Raw genomic sequence first — 20,791 nt, forward strand, 5'->3', positions numbered from 1 at the left:
CATCCGCCGCGCGTTCGCCCGCCGCGTTCGCCCGCCGCGTTCGGCCCCGCATGCAGGCCCCGAAATTCGGTACATGCGATCGTCGGCCAGGATGGAGCCACGACTACGACGGACGCGGCGGGGGAGCGGATGAGCGTGAGCGGTAACGACGAACCGGTATCCCAGGGACCGATCGACCACCACGCGACCTTCCCGGGGATGCCGGGGGTGCCGGGGATGCCGGTGGTCGCGTCCGTGGTGCTGCGCGATCGGCACGGTGGGCTCGTGGTGTTGGATCCCGGTCACAGGCCGGGACTGGACCTTCCGGGTGGGACGGCCGAGCCGGGGGAGGCCCCGCACGAGGCCGCCCGACGTGCGGTGCGGGAGGTGTTGGCTCTCGACCTCACCGTCGGCCGATTGCTCGCGGTGTGCACCTCGAGGGCCGGGGCGTCCGGCCGGGTCGTGCTCGACTTCCTCTTCGACGGGCCGACGCTGACCGACGAGCAGGTCGCCGCACTGGTCCCGGTCGCCGCCGGGTCGCACGCGGTGTACGTGCTCACGCCCGACCAGGCGCTGCCGCGCTTTGCGGGGCGGACTCGGCGGCGGGTGTCGGTGGCGTTGGAGGCGTACGCGTCGGGGGCCTGTCTGTACGTGGTCGACGGGCGCGAGTACCGGCCGGCCAAGGAGCGGGTGTGGCACGAGGACGAACCGATCCCGGCCGGGGCCCCGGTCCTCCGCGCGGCGGGCTGGCTGTTCGACCCGGAGGGTCGGGTCCTGCTGGTCGGTGACCCGGACGGCGGGTACGCGCTGCCCGGCGGCGGCGCCGAACCGGAGGACGTGGACGCGCTCGCGACCCTGACGCGCGAGGTCGCCGAGGAGGCCAACGCGGTGCTGGGCAAGACCACCCACGTGGGCTATCTGTCCGACCCGGACGGCGGCGACGTCAGGTCCCGCAGCGCCGCCCGGATCGCCTCACTCGGTCCGCTAGCCCCCGACCCGGCGACGGGATGGTCGTGGAGCCGCGCCCTGGTCACCCCGCGCCGAGCCGCCGCACTCCTCAGCGGCGGCTACGACGCGCGCCTGCCTCAGGCACTGGCCGCCCAACGCATCGCCCACGAACGCCTCGGCGTCCCGATCCTCGACGACGACAGCCGGGTGGACGTACCACCCGAGGGCGTCACGTTCGAGTAGGCGCGAGGAGCGGGCGCGGCCCGCACCGGCTGTCGGAACCGCAGGGGGCCACCAGCGGTCCGGTGTGATCGGCCGACCGTCGGGGCGTATCTCGCTCCGTCAGGACGACCGGTCCCGTCGGACGCGCTTCGGCCCGTCACCACGAGTCGGGGCACGCCCCGCCCGTCACAACGACTGGTTCAGGTGCCGGCTCAGGTCGCCCACGTAGTCGGTGATCATGTGGCGCCGGGTGAAGCGCCAGGTTCCCTCGGGTCGTTCGAAGGTGTCGTGGTAGCGGCCGGTGAAGACGGGTTGGAGCGGGAAGTCGGGAAGGGCCTGGAAGACCGTCACGTAGCTGCGGCACGTTCCGGTGCCCGCGTCGTCGTCCACGTCCAGGATCAGGTTCGTGGTCACGTGCCGGGTGTGCGGTGTGCCGTTGTCGGGATAGCGGCGCGTCCACGCCTCGAACATCGCCCGGGCCGCGTCCGCCCCGGCCACCTTCAGGTCCCGACCCTCGGCGGTGATCACCGCGTGCGCGAACAACTCGCCCACGCCCGCGTAGTCGCCGGCGTCGATGCGCTCGGCGTACAGCCCGATCAGATTCGGAATCGCGTGGTATCCGGACGACATGACGGCGACCTCTCGACCTCTCGACGCTTCGACCGACGGCAACGGCTCGACCCACGGCGCACCGGGTTCCGAAGCCCACCGCGCCTCGCAGCCCGTCGCGCCCCGCGACACACCACGACCCGCAGTCCACCGCAGCCCGACCGCCCGACCGTAGCTGACGCGGCGTCAGATGTCTCGGTCCGAATGCCTCGATCCCGCCCCGCCCCCGCCTCGAACCCTCGCCCCGCTCCGGCTCGAACCCCGCCCCGCCTCAAACCCCCCGCCGAATGTCCTTCGTCAATTCCAACAACTCCGCCTCACGATCCGCCCGCTCACGAGGCCACCCGATCGCGTCCGGCCGGGTCTGCCACGGATGCGGCCCGGCCAAGGGCCGGTACTCCACTCCCAGCGCGTCCAGCCGAGCCAGGTGCGCCGACGTCAACCGCTCCGTGAACTCGGCGAAGTCGCCGGGACCCGACCACACCGCCTCGGCGAACGCGCACAACCTCGGGAACGCCATGTAGTCGATCCGCCGGACCGAGTCCATGTGCTCGGTCCAGATCTGCGCCTGCCCGCCCAGCACCCGCGCGCCCTCCTCGGCCGTCAGCGCCGAGGGCACCGGCCGGAAGGCGTACACGTCCGCCAACGTCAACAACGGCCCGACCGGAATCGGCTCGTCCGCGCCCTCGCCCTGCCGGTAGTCGAAGTACACCGAGGTGTCCGGGCACGCCACCACCTCGAATCCGGCCCGCGCCGCCGCGATCGTGCCGTGCTCGCCGCGCCAGCCGCCGATCAGCGCGTCCGCCGGAACCGCCGCGCCGCCCGCCAGGACCTCGTCCCAGCCGAACAGCCGCCGCCCGTGCGCGGCCAGCATCCTGGCCAACTCGGCCACGAACCAGCCGCCGAGCGAGCCCGGATCGGGGTGACCCATCCGCTCCCACGGCCCGGTCGGCACCTCGTCGCCGCCCACGCACACGTACCGGGACGGGAAGATCGCGCACACCTCGGCCAGCACGTCGCGACAGAACCCCAGCGCCTCCTCGGTCGGCGCGAGCACCCCGTCGGACAACCCGCCCCACCGGGTGCGCACCCCCTCCACCGGCACCGCGCCGAGCGACGGATAGGCCGCCGCCACCGCCTGCACGTGCGCCGGCAGGTCGATCTCGGGCACCACGGTGATGTGCCGATCGGCCGCGTACGCGACGATCTCGCGCAGGTCCGCACCGGTGTAGTAGCCGCCGTGCGGACGCTCGTCGAACATCTCGTGCTGCCGCGATCCCCGCATGCTGCCCGTGCGCCACGCGCCCACCGAGGTCAGCCGCGGCCACCCCGGAACCTCGATCCGCCAGCCCTGGTCGTCGGTCAGATGCAGGTGCAGCACGTTCAACCGGTGCACCGCCATCAGGTCCACGAAGCGCAACACGTCCTGCTTGGGCAGGAAGTGCCGGGCCACGTCCAGCATCACCCCGCGCCAGGCGAAGGCCGGCTCGTCCTCGATCACGCACACCGGCAGCGACCACCCGGCCGTGCCCACCCGCGCGCGCCGGAACGCGTCCGCCGGGAGCAGTTGGCGCAGCGTCTGCAGACCCGCGAACACCCCGGCCGCCGAGCCGCCGCGCAGTTCGACCGCCGTCGTGGTGACCTCCAACCGGTACCCCTCGGCCGGCAGCGCGTCCGGGTCGAGCAGCAGCGTGATGCCCGGACCGGACCCCAGGAGGCATCCGGTCGCCGGGCCGAGCGCGCCGCGCAACCACGCGGCCTCGGCCGCCAGTTCCGGCGGATGGGTCACACCCGTGGTCGCGGTGGGCGTGAACGTGCCCGCGCCCGGGACGACCCGAGCCGGCCGCGGCAGCACGGACGTCGCCGGCGACGGCGACGAGGAGGCGCCGGTCGAGGAGGACGAGGAGGTGGTCATGGAGGAATCAGTCCTTCACCGCTCCGCCGAGCCCCGAGACCAGGTGCCGCTGGACCAGCACGAAGAAGATCAGGACCGGAATGGTCATCAGGGTGGAGGCGGCCATGATGCCGCCCCAGTCGTTCTCGTCCGGCTTGAAGAACACCATCAGCGCCGCCGGCAGCGTCTGGTGGTCGGTGTCCAGGATGAAGGTCTTCGCGAACACGAAGTCGTTCCACGCGGTGATGAACGAGAACACCGACGTGGCCGCGAGCCCGGGCGCCACCAGCGGGAACAGGATCCGCCACAGGATGGTGAACCGGTTCGCGCCGTCGATCCGGGCGGCCTCCTCCAGCGATTCGGGGATCGCCTTGACGAAGCCGCGCAACATCCAGATCGCGAACGGCAGCGAGAAGGCCAGGTTGACCAGCATCAGCGAGCCCAGCGTGCTGAGCCCGAATCCGGGGGCCACCGAGCCGATGTCGCGGACCAGGAAGAACAGCGGGATGGTCAGCGCCTCGACCGGCACCATCTGGGCGACCAGGAACATCACCAGGATCGTGGTGCGGAACTTGAAGTTGAACCGGGTCAGCGCCACCGCCGCCAGGAACGACACCAGGCCGGAGAGTACGACCACCACGGTCGCCACGATCAGGCTGTTGAGGAAGTAGCCGCCGAAGCCGCTGACCCCGAACGCGTCGCGGAAGTTGTCCAGCGTCGGATGCCACGTCCACGGCCGCGGGTTCACCGAGTTGATCTCGCCGTCCGGCTTGATCGCGGAGAGCACCATCCAGTAGAGCGGGAACACCGTCAGCAGCGCGACCACGATCGCGGTCGTGTTGGCGATCCGCCGGGACACCTTCCGGTTCCCCTTGGAACGGCGCGGCCCGACGGGGCGACGCGGCCGGTCGGGTCGAACGGCGGCGCCCGACCCGGGGACCGCGGGGCCCGAAGAAGTGGACACAGTGCTCACAGCTCCTCCCCGGAGCGACGCAGCGCGCGGATGTAGAAGACCGTGACGACGAGCAGGATCAGCGTCATCAGCACGCCGATCGCCGCGCCCAGGCTGTAGTCCGAGGACGCGAACGCCTTCTGGTACGCGTACACGTTGAGCACCAGGTTCTGGCCGGCGATGCCGCCGCCCCCGGTCATCACGTAGATCTGGGTGAAGACCTTGAAGTCCCAGATGATCGACTGGATCACCACGATGGTCAGGATCGGCCGCAGGATCGGCAACATCACGTGCCGGAAGGTGGTCCAGGTGGACGCGCCGTCCAGCCGGGCGGCCTCCAGGACCGAGACCGGGATCGACTCGATGCCCGCGTACAGCGAGATCATCACGAACGGGAACGAGTGCCACACCACCACGACGCCGACCAGCGCGAACGCGGACCACTTGTCGTAGAACCAGTTGTGGCCCTGCATGCCCAGGACCTCGTTGACCAGGCCCAGGTTGGTGTCGAACAGGAACATCCACACCGTCGAGCCGGTCATCGCCGGGGCCGCCCACGCGCCGAGCGCGGCGAACATCAGCAGCAGCCGCGGCCACTTGCCGATCCGGGTCAACAGCACCGCGAGCGCCGCGCCGACCGCGAGGGTGGCCACCACACAGGCCGCCGCGAAGATCACGGTCTGGGTCAGCACGTCCCAGAACTGGTCGTCGCCCAGCAGGGTCGAGTAGTTGTCGAAGCCGACGAACTCCGCGACCTCGCCCGCCGAGGCCTGCGGCTGCCCGAACTTCAGGAAGGAGAGCAGGCCGAGCTGGTAGAGCGGGTAGCCGAACAGCGGGATCAGGATGACCGCGGAGGGCAGCAACAGCCACAGCGGCATCCACGAGCGGCGCCGACCGGTCCTCGTCTTCTTCGCGCCGCCGCGCGGGCGGACCGGGGCCGAGGCCGGCCGGTCCGCCCGCGCGGGCGTGGTGGTCGTGGTCACCGTGCTACTTCCCGGCGAACGCGTTGTCGATCGCGGTCTTGGCCTCGCCCGTCGCCCCCGGGACGTCGGACTTGCCGGTGACCACCTTCTGGAACATGGTCGGCACCACGGACTGCGAGTCGATCTTGGCCCACGCGGCGTCCTTGGGCACGAACTTGGTGCCCGCGTTCAGGGTGTCGATGAACGGCTTGAGCCACGGGTCCTTGGCCACCACGTCGCCGCGCGCCGAGGCGAGTGTGGGCAGGTTGCCCATCGCGTCGAACATCTGGAGCTGGTACTTCTTGCCGCCCAGGATCTTCATGAAGTCGACCGCGAGCGAGCGGTGCTGCGAGGACTTCATCACGCCGAGGTCGTTGCCGCCGGAGAAGGCCGGCGCGATCGAACCCGGGGCGTTGCCCGGCAGCGGGACCACCGCGTACTTGCCCTTGGCCACGCCCGCCTCGACCGCGCTGCGCGAGGAGTTGGGCAGGATCGCCATGCCCGCGGTGCCGGCCGCGAAGGCCTCCACCGTCTTGCCGCCGGTCAGGTCGGCGCACTGCTGGGGCGGACAGATGTCCTTGGAGAACAGGTCGGTGTACGCCTTGACGCCTGCCTGCGACTGCGGCGAGTCGATCGCGGCCGCGTACTTGCCACCCTGCTGGGTGGCGATGTCGCCGCCGTTGGCCCACAGGAAGGGCAGACCGCCGAAGGTGTACTTGCCGCCGACCGCGATGCCGAACATGTCCGGCTTGGCCGCGCGCACCTTCTTCGCGGCGTCGACCAGCTCGGCGTACGAGGTCGGCGGCTTCAGGCCGAGCTCGGTGAACACGTCCGTGCGGTAGTACAGCGAGCGCAGGCCCAGCCACCACGGCAGGCCGTAGGTCTTGCCGTCGACCAGCGTGGTGTCCTTGAGGTCCTTGGGCAGGTCGCCCGCCTCGGACCAGTTGCCCAGGTCGGCGGAGATGTCCGCGAGACCGCCGGCCTGGACGTAGCCGAACAGGTCGGTGTTGCCGAACTCGACCACGTCCGGCGCGCTGTTCGGATCGTTGAACGCGCCCTTCATCTTCTCCGCGCGCGGGCCGGCGTCGGTGGGTATGTAGCCGAGCTCGACGTTCACCTTCGGGTGCGCGGCCTTGAACTCGGCGACGGCCGCGTTGACGACCTTCTCCTTGGGCCCGCGGTTCGCCTCGTCGTACAGCCACACCTTGAGCGTGCCGGTCTGTTCGTCGGCGGACTTGGACTTGGACGCCGTGCCCGGCGCGCACGCCGCCAGCGCGATGCCGGCCACTGCGACGGCGGCCAAACTCCGGATCTTCACGACAATTCCTCCTGCGGCGAGGCAGGCCGGAGCGATCGCGGGGATGCCGCGACCCGAGGGTCGGCCTGTACGTCTGGACGTCTGCATCAATCGACACGAACGGGCCGCAAGGGGGGAAACATCCGGTGCGGCGTGAGCGGGACGTTAGAAAGCGGCGCCGCGTTCCGACAAGGCGTCCCGCCGAACGTTGTGCAGTGCAAAATGGTGTGCTGCGAAAGTGGCACCGAGCGCTCACGGACACGTAACGTCCCTGCTCGGTCGATCCGTCGGCCATCCGCAGGACACCGCCCGTTCCTACCGGCTCGGACGCGAGGGACCACGAAGGGCAGGGAGGGCTCGCATGTACGACGTACTGCTGCGCGGCGGGCAGGTGCTCGACGGCACCGGCGCACCCGCCTTCCGGGCCGACGTCGCGATCACCGGCGACCGGATCGCCGCGATCGGCCACCTGGACGGCGCCCGGGCCGCGACCGAACTCGACGCGAGCGGCCGGTACGTGGCGCCCGGCTTCGTCGACGCCCACGTGCACGGCGATGCCGCCGTGCTCGACCCCGACGTCCAGCTCGCCGCGCTGCGCCAGGGCGTGACCACCTTCGTGCTCGGCCAGGACGGCCTGTCCTACGCCCCCGCGACCCCCGCCGCGCTGGCCTACGCGACCCGCTACTTCGCGGCGATCAACGGCACCCACCCCGGCCTGGGCGAAGGTCCGGTCTCGGTCGCCGACCTGCTCGACACCTACGACCGCAGCACCGCGGTCAACACCGCCTACCTCGTGCCGCACGGCACCGTCCGCTACAGCGCGCTCGGCCCCACCGCGCGCCCCGCCGACGCCGCCGAGCTGGCCGCGATGACCAAGGCCGTCGAACAGGGCCTGGACGAGGGCGCGTGCGGCCTGTCCACCGGCCTGGAGTACGTGCCCGGCCGCTACGCGGACACCGCCGAGCTGGCCGCCCTGCTCGCCCCCGTCGCGGCCCGCGGCCTGCCGCACGTCTCGCACATGCGCGGTTACGAGGGCGCCGCCGGACCGGCCATGCGCGAGATGCTCGACGTGGCCCGCGCGGCCGGCGTGGCCACCCACGTCTCGCACTACCACGGCCCGGCCGAGGAACTGATCGCGATGGTGGACGCGGCCCGGTCCGAGGGCCTGGACCTCACCTACGACGCGTACCCCTACCTGCGCGGCTGCAGCATCCTGGCGATGGTCGCGCTGCCCCGCGCGCTGGACGATCCCGATCCCGACCAGGTGGTGGCCGCACTGGCCCGACCGGCCACCCGACGCCTCCTGGCCGACGAGGTGGACCCGGCCCTGTGGCCCCGGATCACCCTCGCGCACGTGCCCGCCGCCGACTTCCGCTGGGCCGAGGGCCGGCGCCTCGTGGACGCCGCCGCCGAGGTCGGCGCGAGCCCCGCGGAATTCTGCGCCGACCTGCTGATCGCCACCGACCTGGTGGCGAGCGCCGTGTTCGACCAGCCGCCGACCAACAGCGACGAATCGGTCCGCGCGCTGCTGCGCCACCCCGCGCATGTCGGCGGCTCCGACGGCATCTACATCGGCGGCAGCCCGCACCCGCGCGGCTGGGGCGCGTTCGCCCGACTGCTCGCCCGACACGTGGTCGAACTGGGCGACTGGACCTGGGAACAGGCCGCCGTGCACCTCGCGTCGCACCCGGCCCGCCGCTTCGGGCTGACCGACCGGGGCCTGCTCCGGGTCGGCCTGGCCGCCGACATCGCGGTGATCGACCCGACCCGGGTGGCCGACCTCGCCGACTACGGCGACGCCCGCCGACCCGCCGCCGGCATCGACGACGTCCTGGTGGCCGGTGTCCCCGTACTCTCGTCCGGAGCCCTGACGGGCAACACGCCCGGGCGCCCGGTCGGACCGTCCTGAGGACATGCCAGTGAGCACTCACGAGCACGAGCGCGGCGCCCACGAGTCGCCGAGCGAGCCCCGCGGCGAGACCCGCGGCGGACCGCGCGGCGAGGACCGCCCGCCGGCGGCGCGCAACCAGTCCGCGTCGCTGCGCCGCGCCCTCGCCGTCCTGGAGGAGGTCCGCGACCACGCGGGCGCCGAGGGCCTGAACCTGACCGAACTCGCCGACGCGCTCGGCCTGTCCAAGAGCACCGTGCTGCGCCTGGCCCAGCCGCTCCTGGACACCGGGCTGCTCGCCCGGGACCGCCGGCACGGCCACTTCCGGCTCGGCCCCGGCGCGCTCGCGCTCGGCCAGGCGTACCTGGCCGGCATCGACCTGCGCACCGCCGCCGCCGAGGAGGCGCACCGGCTGATGCGCGAGGCGGGCGGCACCGTGCACCTGTGCGTTCCGGACGCGCCGCACATCGTCTACATCGACAAGGTCGAGAACGAGACCGCCGTGCGGATGGCCTCGCGGATCGGCAGCCGCGCGCCGATGTACTGCACGGCCGTGGGCAAGGCCATGCTCGCCTGGCTGCCCGAGGAAGTGTTCGCGCAGGTGGTCGACGCGGGCCTGCCCACCGTCACCGCCCGCACCCTCACCGACCCGGTGCTGCTGCGTACCGAACTGGCCCGGATCCGCAACCGGGGCTACTCGGTGGACGATCGGGAGAACGAGCCCGAGGTGCGCTGTGTCGCGGCGCCTATCTTCGATCACAACGACGTCGTGGTCGGAGCGCTGTCGGTCTCCGGTCTCACGTCCCGCGTCACCGCCGCGCGGGTCCGCGAACTGGGACCCGCCGTCGCGGGGGCGGCCCTCCGTGTATCGCGCACCCTGGGAGCGACCCGATGACCCTCGACTCGTACACCAAAGGCACCTGGCTGCCGTATGAGGAACTCACCGACGACGAACTCGGCGCCGCCGAACACAGCCTGTTCGACGGTCCGTTCACGTGGCCGGTGATGGTCGCGCGCAAGTCCGCGCTGATCGCGAACGTGGCCACGATGAGCGAGTACACCGCGCGGCACGGCGTGTTGTTCGCGCCGCACGGCAAGACCACCATGTCGCCCGAACTGTTCGCCGAGCAACTGGCCGCCGGCGCCTGGGGGATCACCGTGGCGACCGCGAACCAGGCGCTGGCCGCACACCGGTTCCGGGTGCCCAGGATCCTGATCGCCAACGAGGTGCTGGACGAGAAGGTGCTGCGCTGGGCCGCCACCCGGCCGGACCTGCTGTTCTACGTGGACTCCAGGGCCGGCGTCGAGGTCGCCGCGAGGGCGCTGGCGGCGGTGCCCGGCGGGAAGTTGTCGGTGCTGGTCGAGCTGGGTCGCCCGGGCGGGCGGACCGGCTGCCGCGGCATCGCCGAGGGCGTCGAGCTGGCCCGGGCCGCGGCCGAGGTGCCGGGGCTGACCGTGGCGGGCGTGGCCGGCTACGAGGGCGGCCTGCCGGACGCCGCGGCGGTGGCGGACTGGATGCGCGAACTGGCCGGGCTGGCCGACGCGATCGCCGACCTGGTGCCCGGGACGCCGATCGTCTCGGCGGGGGGCAGCGCCTGGTTCGACGCGGTCGTGGACGTGCTCGCGCCGGAGGGCAAGCCGCTGCCGGACCGCACGATCATCCTGCGCAGCGGCGCCTACGTCTCGCACGACGACGGCTTCTACACGCGCGTGACGCCGTTCGCCAGGCACCCCGAGGAGGGCTCGCTCGCGGCCGCCCTGGAGGTGTGGGCACAGGTGCTCTCCGCGCCCGAGCCGGGTCTGGCCGTGCTCGGCGCGGGCCGCCGCGACGTGCCGTTCGACCAGGACCTGCCGATTCCGCTGCGGGTGCGCGCGCTGGACGGGACGATGCGCGAAGCGGGGGAGGCGCGCGTGGTCAAGCTGGACGACCAGCACGCGTACGTCGACCTCGCCGGGACCACGATGGCCCCGGGCGAGCTGGTCTGCCTGGGTATCTCGCACCCCTGTACGGCGTTCGACAAGTGGCGCGCGGTGCCGGTGGTGGACGACGACCATCGGGTCGTGGACGTGCTGAACACCCACTTCTGAGCCCACCGCTCGGGTCGCCGCGCCGGCGACCCGACCCCCGATCCGCCGCCGAGCCGTCCCGAATCCGAAACCCGAACCCGACTCCGAACCCGACCCCGAATCCGATGCCACCGATGACGCGAATCACGCGAGAGGACATCATGACCGCCGAACCCCGGGAAGCCCCGGACGTGGTCACGCTCGGCGAGACCATGGTGCTGCTCACCGCGCCGCACATCGGCCCGCTGCGGCACGCTCGCACGCTCGACGTCGCCACCGGCGGGGCCGAGAGCAACCTGGCCATCGGGATCACCCGACTGGGCCGGCGGGCCGCCTGGATCGGTCGGGTGGGCGACGACGAGTTCGGTCGGCTGGTGCTGACCGTGCTCGGCGGCGAGGGGCTGGACACCCGCGGCGCGGTGGTCGACCCGGACGCGCCCACCGGATTGATGGTCAAGGCGCGGCGCACCAGCGCGGCCACCGACGTGCGCTACTACCGCGCGGGCAGCGCCGGTTCACGGTTGTGCCCGCAGGACGTGGATCCCGCGTTGGTGCGCTCGGCGAGGATCCTGCACGTCACCGGCATCACCCCCGCGCTGTCCACGACCGCGCGCGCGGCGGTCCGCGCGGCGGTGGCCGAGGCGAACGCGGCCGGCGTCCCGGTCTCGCTCGACCTGAACTACCGCAAGGCGCTGTGGTCGGCCGAGGACGCGGCGACCGAACTGCGCGCGCTGGCCGCCGGCGCGGACATCGTGTTCGCCACCGAGGACGAGGCCCGCCTGGTGCTCAAGGCGCCGGAGCACACCCCGGTGCTCGACCTCGCGCGCGAACTCGGCGCGCTGGGCCCCACCCAGGTGCTGCTCAAGCAGGGCTCGCGCGGCGCCGTCGCGATCGTCGACGGCCGGCCGCACGAGGTGCCGCTGCACCGGGTCGACGCGGTCGACCCGGTGGGCGCGGGCGACGCGTTCGCCGCCGGCTATCTCGCCGAACTGGTCGAGGGCGGCTCGGTCGCCGCCCGGGTGGCCACCGCCGCCGCGGCCGGCGCGTTCGCGGTCACCGTGCCCGGCGACTGGGAGGGCCTGCCCCGCCGGGACGAACTGCGACTGCTGCACCAGGACGACGCGGTCGCCCGCTGAGCCGCCCGCTCACATACCGTCCACCAGCACGAACAATGCGATCAAGAAAGCGAACTCCCATGGCACACAAGGAAATCCGCACCGACGCCGCGCCCAAGCCGGGTGGCACGTACTCGCAGGGCATCGACGCCGGCGACTTCGTCTACACCGCGGGCATGGGCCCGATCGACCCGGCCACCGGCGCGACCGTGGGCGACGACGTGGCGACCCAGACCCGCCAGGTGCTGGACAACCTCAAGGCCGTGCTGGCCGAGGCCGGCCTCGACTTCGGCCACGTGGTCAAGGTGACCACCCACCTGGAGCACCTCAAGCGCGACTTCGCCGGTTACGACGAGGTCTACCGCGAGTACTTCACCGCGCCGTACCCGGTGCGCACGACGGTCGGCTCGGACCTGATGAACATCCTGGTCGAGATCGACGTGGTGGCCCGCCGCCCGTGACCTCGGGCCGCGCGGTCGGTCACAGCGGCTGGAGGAATTCCAGCCGGTTGCCCACCGCGTCCTGTGCGTAGCACCTGCGGTGGCCGGGGAACTCGCCGTCCGGGACGACCTCGGTGCCGTTCGCGGTGAGTCTGGCCATCACGTCGTCCAGGTCGGCGACCAGGATGCCGGGATGCGCCTTGCGCGCGGGTCGGAAGTCGGCCTCGACACCGAGGTGCATCTCCAGCGTGCCGGCCCGCACCCACAGACCGCCGCGCGCGGCCAACACCGGCGGCTTGGCCACCTCGGTCATGCCCAGGACGCCGAGGTAGAAGGCGCGGCACGCGTCCTCGCTGCCGGCCGGGATGGCGAGCTGTACGTGGTGCAGGGCGTAGGTCGTCATGCGCGGATGCCTACCCCGGCGCCGCGCCGCGCCGAACCCCGGTTCGAACCGACGCACCGACGAGCCCCGGTCCGAAGCCGGGGAGCCCCGGTCGGCCGCCGGGCGCCGGTTTCGCTCCGTCCCGCCGCCCGTCGCGGCACATGACACGGCCCCGCTCGATGCGTGGAAGAACGCACCGAGCGGGGCCGAGGTGTTTGTCAGCCGACGTCGACGTCAGCCGCCGTTGATGCAGGTGTTGCCGATGGTGGGGTTGAGCGCCGCGATGATGTTCACGGTGTTGCCGCACAAGTTGATCGGGACGTGAACCGGAACCTGGATGTTGTTGCCGGAGAGCACGCCGGGCGAGCCCACGGCCGCGCCGTCCGCCTCGGAGCTGGCCATGGCGGGCCCGGCAGCGCCCGCGAGAGCGGCGCCCACAGTGGCGGTCAGGACTGCGGCCTTGGCGATACGCGACATCTTGTGTCGGTCCTTTCGGTTCGTACAGGTCCCACCCGCGGCGGGTGGGTCCTGAACAACGCGCCAACATGCCTTCGGATACGGCGACACGGCCGAACGAGCGGTCGCGCTCGGTGAAGTTACGCCGGATGGGCGGCGGCGCGCAGCCGCAGAGCCAGTTCGTGGGCCACCTGCGCGAGTTCCGCGGGAGCGGTCGCGGCCAGCGCGCACAACACGTCCGCGGACGCCTCGGCGACCGCGCGCGGCACCGTCACCGGCGCCAGCGCGTCCAGCACCGAACGGGTACGCGCCGCGACCGGCGCGGGTTCGGCCGGCTGCGACACCGGGCAGGCCGAGATCGGCGCGCCGGCGGCCGTATCGCCGGCCGTGGCGCCGGGATCCCCTTCCGGCCCGGGACCGGGAATCAGGCTGCGCAGACCTCGGGGTGCGGCGGGCACTGTCATTCCACGCAAGTTAGTCCAAGCGCCGCCCCGAGTTTCCCTCTCGGGCGCGATATTCGGCCATCGAAGGCGGATTTCCCCGGGGTTTCATCCTGGCGGGTGACGGCGCTGTCGGAATCGGCGGCTAACGTTCCCGCCAACCTCGTCACCGGCGCCGAGCGCCTTGTGCCGCTTGGCATTTGACGGGGTGTCACCGACATTCGCGAAGAGCTGTGGAGGGAACGATCGTGGGATGGATCCGGGCGGGCGACTATGAGGTCGCCGTGCAGGACGGCAAGGTGGTGTGCCGCAATGCCAAGGGGCGGCAACTGAAGTCGGTGCCCGGGAAACTCGCCGAGGACCCGGCCGTGGTGGGCCTGCGACAGCTCGTCGAGTGGCTGGAGCGGCACGACCGCTCGTGCCAGGACGCGGTCGAGCGCTGGATGATCGGCTCGCTCCCGGTCCCGGTCGCGGTGTTGTCCCGGGTGTGGCCGGATCCGTCCTGGCAGCGGGTGCTGCGCGATCTGGTGGTCACCGCCGACGGCGCCGACGTGGCCGGATTCCTGCGCGGTGCGGACTCCGAGCGCGGCGTCGGCATCGTCGACCCCGACGGCGACACCGTCTACCTCGACGCGCGGACCGTGCGGATCCCGCACCCGGTGCTGCTGGAGGACCTGGAGGACCTGCGCGAGTTCGCCGTCGAACTGGGCGTCGAGCAGCGGGTGCAGCAGCTCTACCGCGAGGTGTGGCACCGGCCCGCCGACCTGGACGGCACCCGCAGCGGCATCGAGGAGTTCTCCGGCGGGCGCTACGACCAGTTGCGCTTCCTGATCGGCCGGGCCACCCAACTGGGCTACCAGGTGCGCGGCGGCCAGGCCGTGTGCGCGGTGCTGGACGGAGACCGCGAGGTCGAGGCCCGGATGTGGCTGGGCGACTACGACGGCTACGAATCGACCGAGACCGGCTCGGTCACCTGGACCGAGGGCGGCAGCACGCTGACCCTGGACCGGGTCCCGCCGGTGGCCTGGTCGGAAGGCATGCGCATGGGCGCCGCGCTGTACGCGGGCCGCACGATCGAGACCACGGAGGAAGCGGCATGAGCACCACCCCCGACCCGTCCCGCGTGCTGCTGGACGCCGGCGGCATCCTGCCCGCCGACACCCTGACCGGCGACGACATCGACACGCTCACGGTGCGCACCTACCTGCACCCCGCGTTCGAGGACCGCCCGATCGTCCGGCTGGTCCCGGCGACGCTGGGCGAGGCCGAGGACCTGGCGCTCGGCTTCCTGGGCCTGGCCCGCGAACAGGACGCGCCCGAGGTCGGCCAGGTCCGCCGCGAGGCGCTCGGCTTCCCGGCCTGGGCCCTGGTCAACGACCCGGCGAACGGCCACCACGCGCTGGCCCTGGTCCGCGACATCGAGCGGCTGGACCGGCAGGCCAAGACCAAGCCCGGCGCGGCCAAGGACGGCTTCGACCAGCTCGCGACCCGACTGGGCCGGGCCGTACCGCACTTCCTGCCCACCTTCCACGAGCAGGCCGCGCGGATCTTCCTCAAGCACGACAACACGACCTACGCGTCCGCGTTCTTCGGCAAGGCCCGCGAGGCCGAGCGGGTGCACAACCTGCCGATCGAGGAGGAGCGACTGCGCGCGGTCTTCCTGGAGTTCGCCTTCGCCGGCGCGCTCACCGCCAAGGCGCTCAAGGAACACGCCAAGGCGCTGTCCGCGCGGCTGGGTCCGATCGAGGCATGGGCGCAGTTCCGCCAACTCGCGGTCGAGCGCTGCACCGCGGGCATGCCGCCGTACGCGGGCCTGGCCGAGGACGCCCGCGCGTTGATCCGCGCGGCCGGCGGCGACCACACCGCCGAGGAGCACGCGCTGCTGCGCGAACTGCTCGCCACGCCCGCGATCGGCCGCGCGCCGCTGTCCTTCTGGAAGGTCAACCGCAAGCCGATCGCGGCGCTGGCCGCCGCCGAGCCGGAGGTCCGGGTCCGGCTGCTGGAGATCCTGCCCACCCCCGGTGGCTCGACCCCGGACGCCGAACTCGACGATCTGTGGCTCGACCTGCTCGCCGAAGCCGGAGTCCTGGACCTGCTGGTCGGCGGCGACCTGGTCGCCGGCGCCCGGGCCCAATGGGTCACCCGCTGGTCCACGCACCGGCAGCGCGGCTGGCGCTACAACGCGCGCAGCGAGCGCACCGCGAAGCTGCTCGCCGAGATGGCCGACGCGCTGCGCGCCGAGGCGGTGCCGGTCGACCTGTTCAGTGGCAACGGCTGGCGCTCCAGTGTGGACATCGACCTGCTCGACACGGCCCTGGCCGAGCGCATACCGCTGGCCGACCCGGACCCCAAGGGTTCGATCGACCTGGGCGAATGGTGGAACGACCAGGCACCGGGCCGCAGCGAGCTGGCCCACATCGCCGCCGACGAGCGCTACACCGCCCTGCTCCAGGCCGCGATCGGCGGCCTCAAGGGCAACCACCACGCGGCCACCGCCGCGCACCCGGTGCTGCGCGGTGTGCTCGCCCGCTGGCTGACCGAGCAGGGCGCCCGGGTCACCGCGGCGGCCGGCCTGCCCACCGCCGAGCGCGAGTTCAAGGTGCTGAACGAGTTCCGCGAGGTGGTCGAGGACGTCACCCCGGACCTGGTCGCCCGGATCCGCGCGTTCGACGCCGTCGCCCTGCTGACCACCACGCTGCGCGCCGGCGTCTACGACGAACTCGGCTGGCCCGCGCTGGAGGAGGCGATCGACCTCTTCGGCCGCAAGAGCGAGATCCGGGTCGACGAGGCGTGGCCCGCGCTGGTGCTCTCCTCCGACAAGCGCGCCGTCGTGGTCGGCCCCGAGGGCATCCTGCTCGACCACGAGCCGCGGCTGCCCAAGGAGCGCACCTCGTGGCAGCGCCCCGCCTTCCGCTACGTCGACGGACAACTCCTGGTCGCCTGGTACAACAAGGAATACGACTGGGAGGCGTACTGGTCCGGGCGCCCGACCGAGACCTTCCTGCTCACCGGCGAGAGCCCCAACGGCGGCTCGGACGCCAACCCGATGCTCTCCCTCGCGCTGCCCGACGGCGGCCGCACCACCGGCGGCCGGCCGCTGTACGCCGGCGACACCAAGCTGCCGCCGCGCCGGGGCGTGCTCACCGACGGCACCACGCACTGGTCGCTCGACTACGACCGCAGCGACCGCAAGTGGACCGAGTACGACCCGGCCACCGGCACCCACGGCCGGGCCTCGCTGCCCGCGCCGTTCGCCGCCGCGGTCGCCGACGGCGGCGCACTGGTGGCCGACCGATGCGAACTGCTGCCGCTGCTGCCCGGGCTGGAGAACACTCCGCTGGGCACCGACGGCAAACTGCTCGGCCGCTGGGTCCGCGTCGACGGGGACACGATCACCGCCGGCTCCGTGGACGGCCGCACCGTCGGCGCGCCCGTGCGCAACCGGCGGCACTGGGACAACACGCCGCAGGAGGTGCCGATCGGCGCGCTGCGCCTGCCCGGCGGCGCGGCCCCGACGGCGGTCGTCGAGAGCGGCGGCAACGTGACGCTGTGGGCCGGCGACGTGCTGCTCGGCCAGTGCGGCCAACGGGGCGGCGTCGGCGACCTGGCCCTGGGCAGCCGGATCGTCCCGCAGCCGGCGTTCTGGCACGCACTGCGCCCGCGCGACGAGGCCGGCTCGCTGGCCCTGCGCGCGCTCACCCCCGAGCGGGCCGCCGAACTGGTCACCGAGGTGCACGCGGACCACGAGCGCGCGATGGCCGAGTACGCGATCGCCAAGAAGTCCGAGGACAAGAACAAGCCGAGCCGACCCGACGCCGTGCGGACCGAGCCGGTGCGCCGACTGCTGCCCGAGATCGGCCACGCCGGACTCGTGCGCTGTGTCGCCGGACTGGCCGCGGACACCTCCCGACTCGCTCGCAAACTCCGCGACTTCGGCAAGGTCACCGTCAAGGAGCGCAAGGCCCGCGTGGTGCCCACCGGCCCCGCGCACGGCCAGGACGCCGAACTGCACCCGGCCCTCGTCGGGATCGCGCGCAACGGCGGATACCGGCACTACGGCACGGGCCTGGCCGCGTGGACCACGATGAACCACATCACCGCCGTGGCCGCGGCGCTGGCCCGCACCGACGGCCCGGCCGAGTGGACCACCGAGTCCGACCGGCTCACCGATCCGCACATGTCCTGGCACGAACTGCTCGACCACCGTGCCGCGATGCTCGCCCGTGCGCTGTCCCCGTTCACCTCCGAGGAGCACCGCGCGTCGCTGCTCGTGGCGCTGGAGGCGCTCGCCGCCGGCCCGCTGGGCACACCCGCCGGGACGCTGCGCTCGGTCACCCTGTGCGAGCCCAGCCGCAAGAAGAACAAGGACAACAAGCGCCGGGGCCGAGTGATCCGCCGCGGCGACCGCACCATCGTGATCCTGGACAGCCAGTACACCTACGGCAACGACAAGGAGCACTGGACCGCGCTCGACCACGACCCCTCGGGAACGTTCGCGGCGATCGACGGCTTCACCACCCACGAGGAACACCGCTACGTCGAGCCGATGTCCCCGGAGCGGGTCGCCGCCGTGGTGCGCGGGATCCGCGAACACGGTCCGGTGACCTGGCGGCCGGAGGGGGTCACCGCTCTGATGGAGGGCACCGGCCTGGGCCGGGCCGAGGCGAGCCTGTTGCTGACCGGACTGACCGCCGGCGACCTGGACAAGGACCAGCGGGCCCTGCTCCGGCTCAAGGTGGCCGAGATCGACAGCGCCCGCTCGCAGCTGGACCGGCTGGAGGGCACCGCGCGGGCCGGCGTGCTGGGCGCGCTGATCCCCGAACGCCCCGAGGACGTCCACACCCTGTGGACGACGGGCCACGACATCGAGGCCGGTTGCCGCGCCTGGAACACCGCGTTCGGCCGGGTGCTCCGGTTGCCCGAGGACGTCGCGGCGGACGTCCGGGGCCTGTCCGCCGGATCGTTCGAGAGCGTGCTCACCCCGGAATCGTGCAAGTGGATCACCGGCACCTCCACCCACACGGTGGACAAGGACGGCCGCCTGCGCGCCTCCGACAGCGAGGCGGTGCCCAGCGGCCACGGCCTCAACGCCACGGTGACCGCACTCGCCTGGCTCGCCTACCGGCTGCCCTACGGCGATCCGCTGCGCGCGCACCTGCCGAACGTGGTCGGCCTGCTGCGCACCCGACTGGCCGACCCGGGCCTGGTCTTCGACCTGGACATCGAGTACGCCGAGCGCGGCAACACCGCGACCCTGCTGCGCGAGGCGGCCGGACTGCCCGCCACCGGCGGCACCGACCCGGACGGCATACTCCGGCTCGAGGACCGCTTCTGGCTCCGGCCCTGGTACGGCGAGAGCGAGTTCGCCGAGGTCCGACCCGCCGGCTTCACCGGTGCCGACGACCCGTGGTTCGACCGGCTGATCGCGCTCCGCGGCGCCGCCGACTCGGCCGGCTTCAAGTCCTTCCGCCGGATCCTGGACCCGGCCTTCGAGGAGCTGCTGCGCGCCGACGGCCCGCCCGGCATCCAGCAGGACCCGGCGTACGCGGTGCCCGACCTGGTCGCCGAGGTGGCCAAGACACACGGCATCGGCGAGGACGCGGCGGTCCTGTACCTGCAACTGCTCGCCCTGCCCGACCCCACCGACCGGCACGTCGCCCGCTGGACCGGCTGGAAGCCCGCGCGCCTGAAGAAGGCCCGCACCGAACTCGCGGGCACCGACCTGGTGGTCGAGGCCAAGCGCTCGCGTGCCGGCCGCACGCTGTTCCTGCCCGGCGGCTGGAGTGCGCTCAAGGCCCCCGCACTGCCCGTGGAGACCTGGAAGGAAGGGCTGTACGCGACGCCCACCCACACCACGATCGTGCCCGATTGCCCGGTGCCCGAACTGTTCCACCGGGCCTGGCGGCGGGTGCAGGACGGCGATGCGCCAGGCTTCGAACAACTCGTCACCCGTACCACCCGGAAGGGCCGCCGCTGATGGCAACCGCAACCGAACCCGCCACGAGTGCGCGCCAGGTACAACCCCCCGAGGACCTGTACGCGAGCGAACTCGCCTTCCTGGCCGCCTACGACCGCGGCCCGCGCCCGCCGGCCTGGCGGCTGACCCCGCGCGCCGTGGTCACCTTCGTGATGGGCAGCGGCGACGAACTCAAGCTGCCCGAACCGGTCGACGGCCTGCCGCGCACCCTGACCATCGGCGCCAAGTTCGTCGGCGAACGCGCCCTCGTCGAGCGCTGCGTGGTCACCCTCGCCGGCGAGCGCGGCCTGCTCCTGGTCGGCGAGCCCGGCACCGCGAAGTCGATGTTGTCCGAACTGCTGGCCGCCGCCGTGTGCGGCACCAGCGGGCTCACCGTGCAGGGCACCGCGGGCACCACCGAGGACCAGCTCAAGTACGGCTGGAACTACGCGCTGTTGCTCGCCCAGGGCCCCAGCCGGGGGGCCCTGGTGCCCTCGCCGGTGCTCACCGCGATGACCACCGGCGGGGTGGCCCGGATCGAAGAGGTCACCCGCTGCCTGCCCGAGGTGCAGGACGCGTTGGTGTCGCTGCTGTCCGAGCGCCGGATCGCGGTGCCCGAACTCGCGGGCGGCACCGACGCGCAGGTACACGCCGCGCCCGGCTTCACCCTGATCGCCACCGCGAACCTGCGCGACCGGGGCGTCTCGGAGATGTCCGCCGCGCTCAAGCGCCGGTTCAACTTCGAGACGGTCGGCCCGATCGGCGACCACGACGCGGAGATCGCGCTGGTCCGCCGCCAGGCCAAGGCCGCGGTGGAGCGCACCGGGACCGCGTACGCCGTCGACGACACGGTCCTGGAGGTACTGGTCACCGCGTTCCGCGACCTGCGCACCGGCCGCTCCGCCGAGGGCTGGGAGATCGAACGCCCCTCCACCGTGCTGAGCACCGCCGAGGCGGTCTCGGTGGCCTCCTCGCTCGCGCTGGCCGCGGCCTACTTCCCGGGCGACCGGGACGTGCTGAGCCTGCTCCCGGGGCACCTGCTCGGCGTCGCGAAGAAGGACGACCCGGCCGACGCCGCCCGGCTCCTGTCCTACTGGGACGCGGCGGTGCGCCGCCGCGCGGAACACGGCTCGGCCACCTGGCGCACCCTGTGGGACCTGCGCGGAGTCCTGGAGGGCTGACGA

At 72.7% G+C, this 20,791-nt stretch carries 17 protein-coding genes; 9 read left to right on the forward strand and 8 right to left on the reverse strand.

Translation table 11 applies throughout. The features are described 5' to 3' along the window. Positions 1-135: 135 nt before the first annotated feature. Positions 136-1,170 carry an NUDIX hydrolase gene (locus OG948_RS21945; RefSeq protein ID WP_406298163.1) on the forward strand — a complete coding sequence of 345 codons (1,035 nt, stop codon included), beginning with the start codon at positions 136-138 and terminating at the stop codon, positions 1,168-1,170. A gap of 165 nt (positions 1,171-1,335) precedes the next feature. Here OG948_RS21945 and OG948_RS21950 read toward each other — a convergent pair whose 3' ends face one another. From OG948_RS21950 to OG948_RS21970, 5 genes are all read right to left on the reverse strand, one after another. Continuing rightward, on the reverse strand, positions 1,336-1,779 hold the full coding sequence (locus OG948_RS21950) for a nuclear transport factor 2 family protein (RefSeq protein ID WP_406298164.1): 444 nt from the start codon (positions 1,777-1,779) through the stop codon (positions 1,336-1,338). 250 nt (positions 1,780-2,029) lie between these two features. Next, on the reverse strand, positions 2,030-3,673 hold the full coding sequence (locus tag OG948_RS21955) for a beta-N-acetylhexosaminidase (protein WP_406298165.1): 1,644 nt from the start codon (positions 3,671-3,673) through the stop codon (positions 2,030-2,032). A gap of 7 nt (positions 3,674-3,680) precedes the next feature. Then, a complete protein-coding gene (locus OG948_RS21960) occupies positions 3,681-4,511 on the reverse strand; it encodes a carbohydrate ABC transporter permease (RefSeq protein ID WP_406298166.1) in 831 nt (276 codons plus the stop codon). A gap of 110 nt (positions 4,512-4,621) precedes the next feature. Beyond that, positions 4,622-5,587, reverse strand: a complete 966-nt coding sequence (locus tag OG948_RS21965) for a carbohydrate ABC transporter permease (protein WP_406298167.1) — start codon at positions 5,585-5,587, stop codon at positions 4,622-4,624. Between the two features lie 4 nt (positions 5,588-5,591). Then, positions 5,592-6,884 (reverse strand): extracellular solute-binding protein, encoded by a 1,293-nt coding sequence (locus OG948_RS21970; RefSeq protein ID WP_406298168.1) that lies wholly within the window; start codon positions 6,882-6,884, stop codon positions 5,592-5,594. A gap of 340 nt (positions 6,885-7,224) precedes the next feature. Between OG948_RS21970 and OG948_RS21975 the strand changes: the two genes are divergently transcribed. The 5 genes from OG948_RS21975 (at position 7,225) to OG948_RS21995 (ending at position 12,394) form a co-directional block, all read left to right on the forward strand. Further along, on the forward strand, positions 7,225-8,772 hold the full coding sequence (locus OG948_RS21975; RefSeq protein ID WP_406298169.1) for an amidohydrolase family protein: 1,548 nt from the start codon (positions 7,225-7,227) through the stop codon (positions 8,770-8,772). 4 nt (positions 8,773-8,776) lie between these two features. After that, positions 8,777-9,646 (forward strand): IclR family transcriptional regulator, encoded by an 870-nt coding sequence (locus OG948_RS21980; RefSeq protein ID WP_406298170.1) that lies wholly within the window; start codon positions 8,777-8,779, stop codon positions 9,644-9,646. Beyond that, on the forward strand, positions 9,643-10,839 hold the full coding sequence (locus OG948_RS21985; protein ID WP_406298171.1) for an alanine racemase: 1,197 nt from the start codon (positions 9,643-9,645) through the stop codon (positions 10,837-10,839). Before OG948_RS21980 ends, OG948_RS21985 begins: the two co-directional genes overlap by 4 nt. Before the next feature lie 113 nt (positions 10,840-10,952). Then, complete coding sequence (locus tag OG948_RS21990) at positions 10,953-11,954, forward strand: sugar kinase (RefSeq protein ID WP_406298172.1); 1,002 nt, start codon at positions 10,953-10,955, stop codon at positions 11,952-11,954. Between the two features lie 59 nt (positions 11,955-12,013). Beyond that, on the forward strand, positions 12,014-12,394 hold the full coding sequence (locus tag OG948_RS21995; RefSeq protein ID WP_406298173.1) for a RidA family protein: 381 nt from the start codon (positions 12,014-12,016) through the stop codon (positions 12,392-12,394). 19 nt (positions 12,395-12,413) lie between these two features. Here OG948_RS21995 and OG948_RS22000 read toward each other — a convergent pair whose 3' ends face one another. The 3 genes from OG948_RS22000 to OG948_RS22010 all read right to left on the reverse strand — a co-directional run bounded on the left by OG948_RS22000 (position 12,414) and on the right by OG948_RS22010 (position 13,675). Next, complete coding sequence (locus tag OG948_RS22000; protein ID WP_406298174.1) at positions 12,414-12,776, reverse strand: VOC family protein; 363 nt, start codon at positions 12,774-12,776, stop codon at positions 12,414-12,416. A gap of 213 nt (positions 12,777-12,989) precedes the next feature. Beyond that, positions 12,990-13,232, reverse strand: a complete 243-nt coding sequence (locus OG948_RS22005; RefSeq protein ID WP_406298175.1) for a chaplin — start codon at positions 13,230-13,232, stop codon at positions 12,990-12,992. A gap of 119 nt (positions 13,233-13,351) precedes the next feature. Continuing rightward, on the reverse strand, positions 13,352-13,675 hold the full coding sequence (locus OG948_RS22010) for a hypothetical protein (protein ID WP_406298176.1): 324 nt from the start codon (positions 13,673-13,675) through the stop codon (positions 13,352-13,354). 224 nt (positions 13,676-13,899) lie between these two features. Between OG948_RS22010 and OG948_RS22015 the strand changes: the two genes are divergently transcribed. From OG948_RS22015 to OG948_RS22025, 3 genes are read left to right on the forward strand one after another with little or no spacing between them, the layout of a single operon-like run. Beyond that, a complete protein-coding gene (locus OG948_RS22015; RefSeq protein WP_406298177.1) occupies positions 13,900-14,751 on the forward strand; it encodes a DUF4132 domain-containing protein in 852 nt (283 codons plus the stop codon). Then, the gene (locus OG948_RS22020; protein ID WP_406298178.1) at positions 14,748-19,628 is read left to right on the forward strand and encodes a hypothetical protein; all 4,881 of its coding nucleotides are present in this window, start codon (positions 14,748-14,750) and stop codon (positions 19,626-19,628) included. Before OG948_RS22015 ends, OG948_RS22020 begins: the two co-directional genes overlap by 4 nt. Beyond that, the gene (locus OG948_RS22025) at positions 19,628-20,788 is read left to right on the forward strand and encodes an AAA family ATPase (RefSeq protein WP_406298179.1); all 1,161 of its coding nucleotides are present in this window, start codon (positions 19,628-19,630) and stop codon (positions 20,786-20,788) included. The genes OG948_RS22020 and OG948_RS22025 overlap by 1 nt, the downstream gene beginning before the upstream one ends. The last annotated feature ends 3 nt before the right edge of the window (positions 20,789-20,791 follow it).

Source organism: Embleya sp. NBC_00888, from assembly GCF_045207655.1.
Classification (GTDB): domain Bacteria; phylum Actinomycetota; class Actinomycetes; order Streptomycetales; family Streptomycetaceae; genus Embleya.

Coding starts and splice junctions, on each gene's coding strand:
- OG948_RS21950 (WP_406298164.1), bottom strand. CDS start 1,779: ATGTCGTCCGGATACCACGCGATTCCGAATCTGATCGGGCTGTACGCC.
- OG948_RS21955 (WP_406298165.1), bottom strand. CDS start 3,673: ATGACCACCTCCTCGTCCTCCTCGACCGGCGCCTCCTCGTCGCCGTCG.
- OG948_RS21975 (WP_406298169.1), top strand. CDS start 7,225: ATGTACGACGTACTGCTGCGCGGCGGGCAGGTGCTCGACGGCACCGGC.
- OG948_RS21980 (WP_406298170.1), top strand. CDS start 8,777: ATGCCAGTGAGCACTCACGAGCACGAGCGCGGCGCCCACGAGTCGCCG.
- OG948_RS21985 (WP_406298171.1), top strand. CDS start 9,643: ATGACCCTCGACTCGTACACCAAAGGCACCTGGCTGCCGTATGAGGAA.
- OG948_RS21990 (WP_406298172.1), top strand. CDS start 10,953: ATGACGCGAATCACGCGAGAGGACATCATGACCGCCGAACCCCGGGAA.
- OG948_RS21995 (WP_406298173.1), top strand. CDS start 12,014: ATGGCACACAAGGAAATCCGCACCGACGCCGCGCCCAAGCCGGGTGGC.
- OG948_RS22000 (WP_406298174.1), bottom strand. CDS start 12,776: ATGACGACCTACGCCCTGCACCACGTACAGCTCGCCATCCCGGCCGGC.
- OG948_RS22005 (WP_406298175.1), bottom strand. CDS start 13,232: ATGTCGCGTATCGCCAAGGCCGCAGTCCTGACCGCCACTGTGGGCGCC.
- OG948_RS22010 (WP_406298176.1), bottom strand. CDS start 13,675: ATGACAGTGCCCGCCGCACCCCGAGGTCTGCGCAGCCTGATTCCCGGT.
- OG948_RS22020 (WP_406298178.1), top strand. CDS start 14,748: ATGAGCACCACCCCCGACCCGTCCCGCGTGCTGCTGGACGCCGGCGGC.
- OG948_RS22025 (WP_406298179.1), top strand. CDS start 19,628: ATGGCAACCGCAACCGAACCCGCCACGAGTGCGCGCCAGGTACAACCC.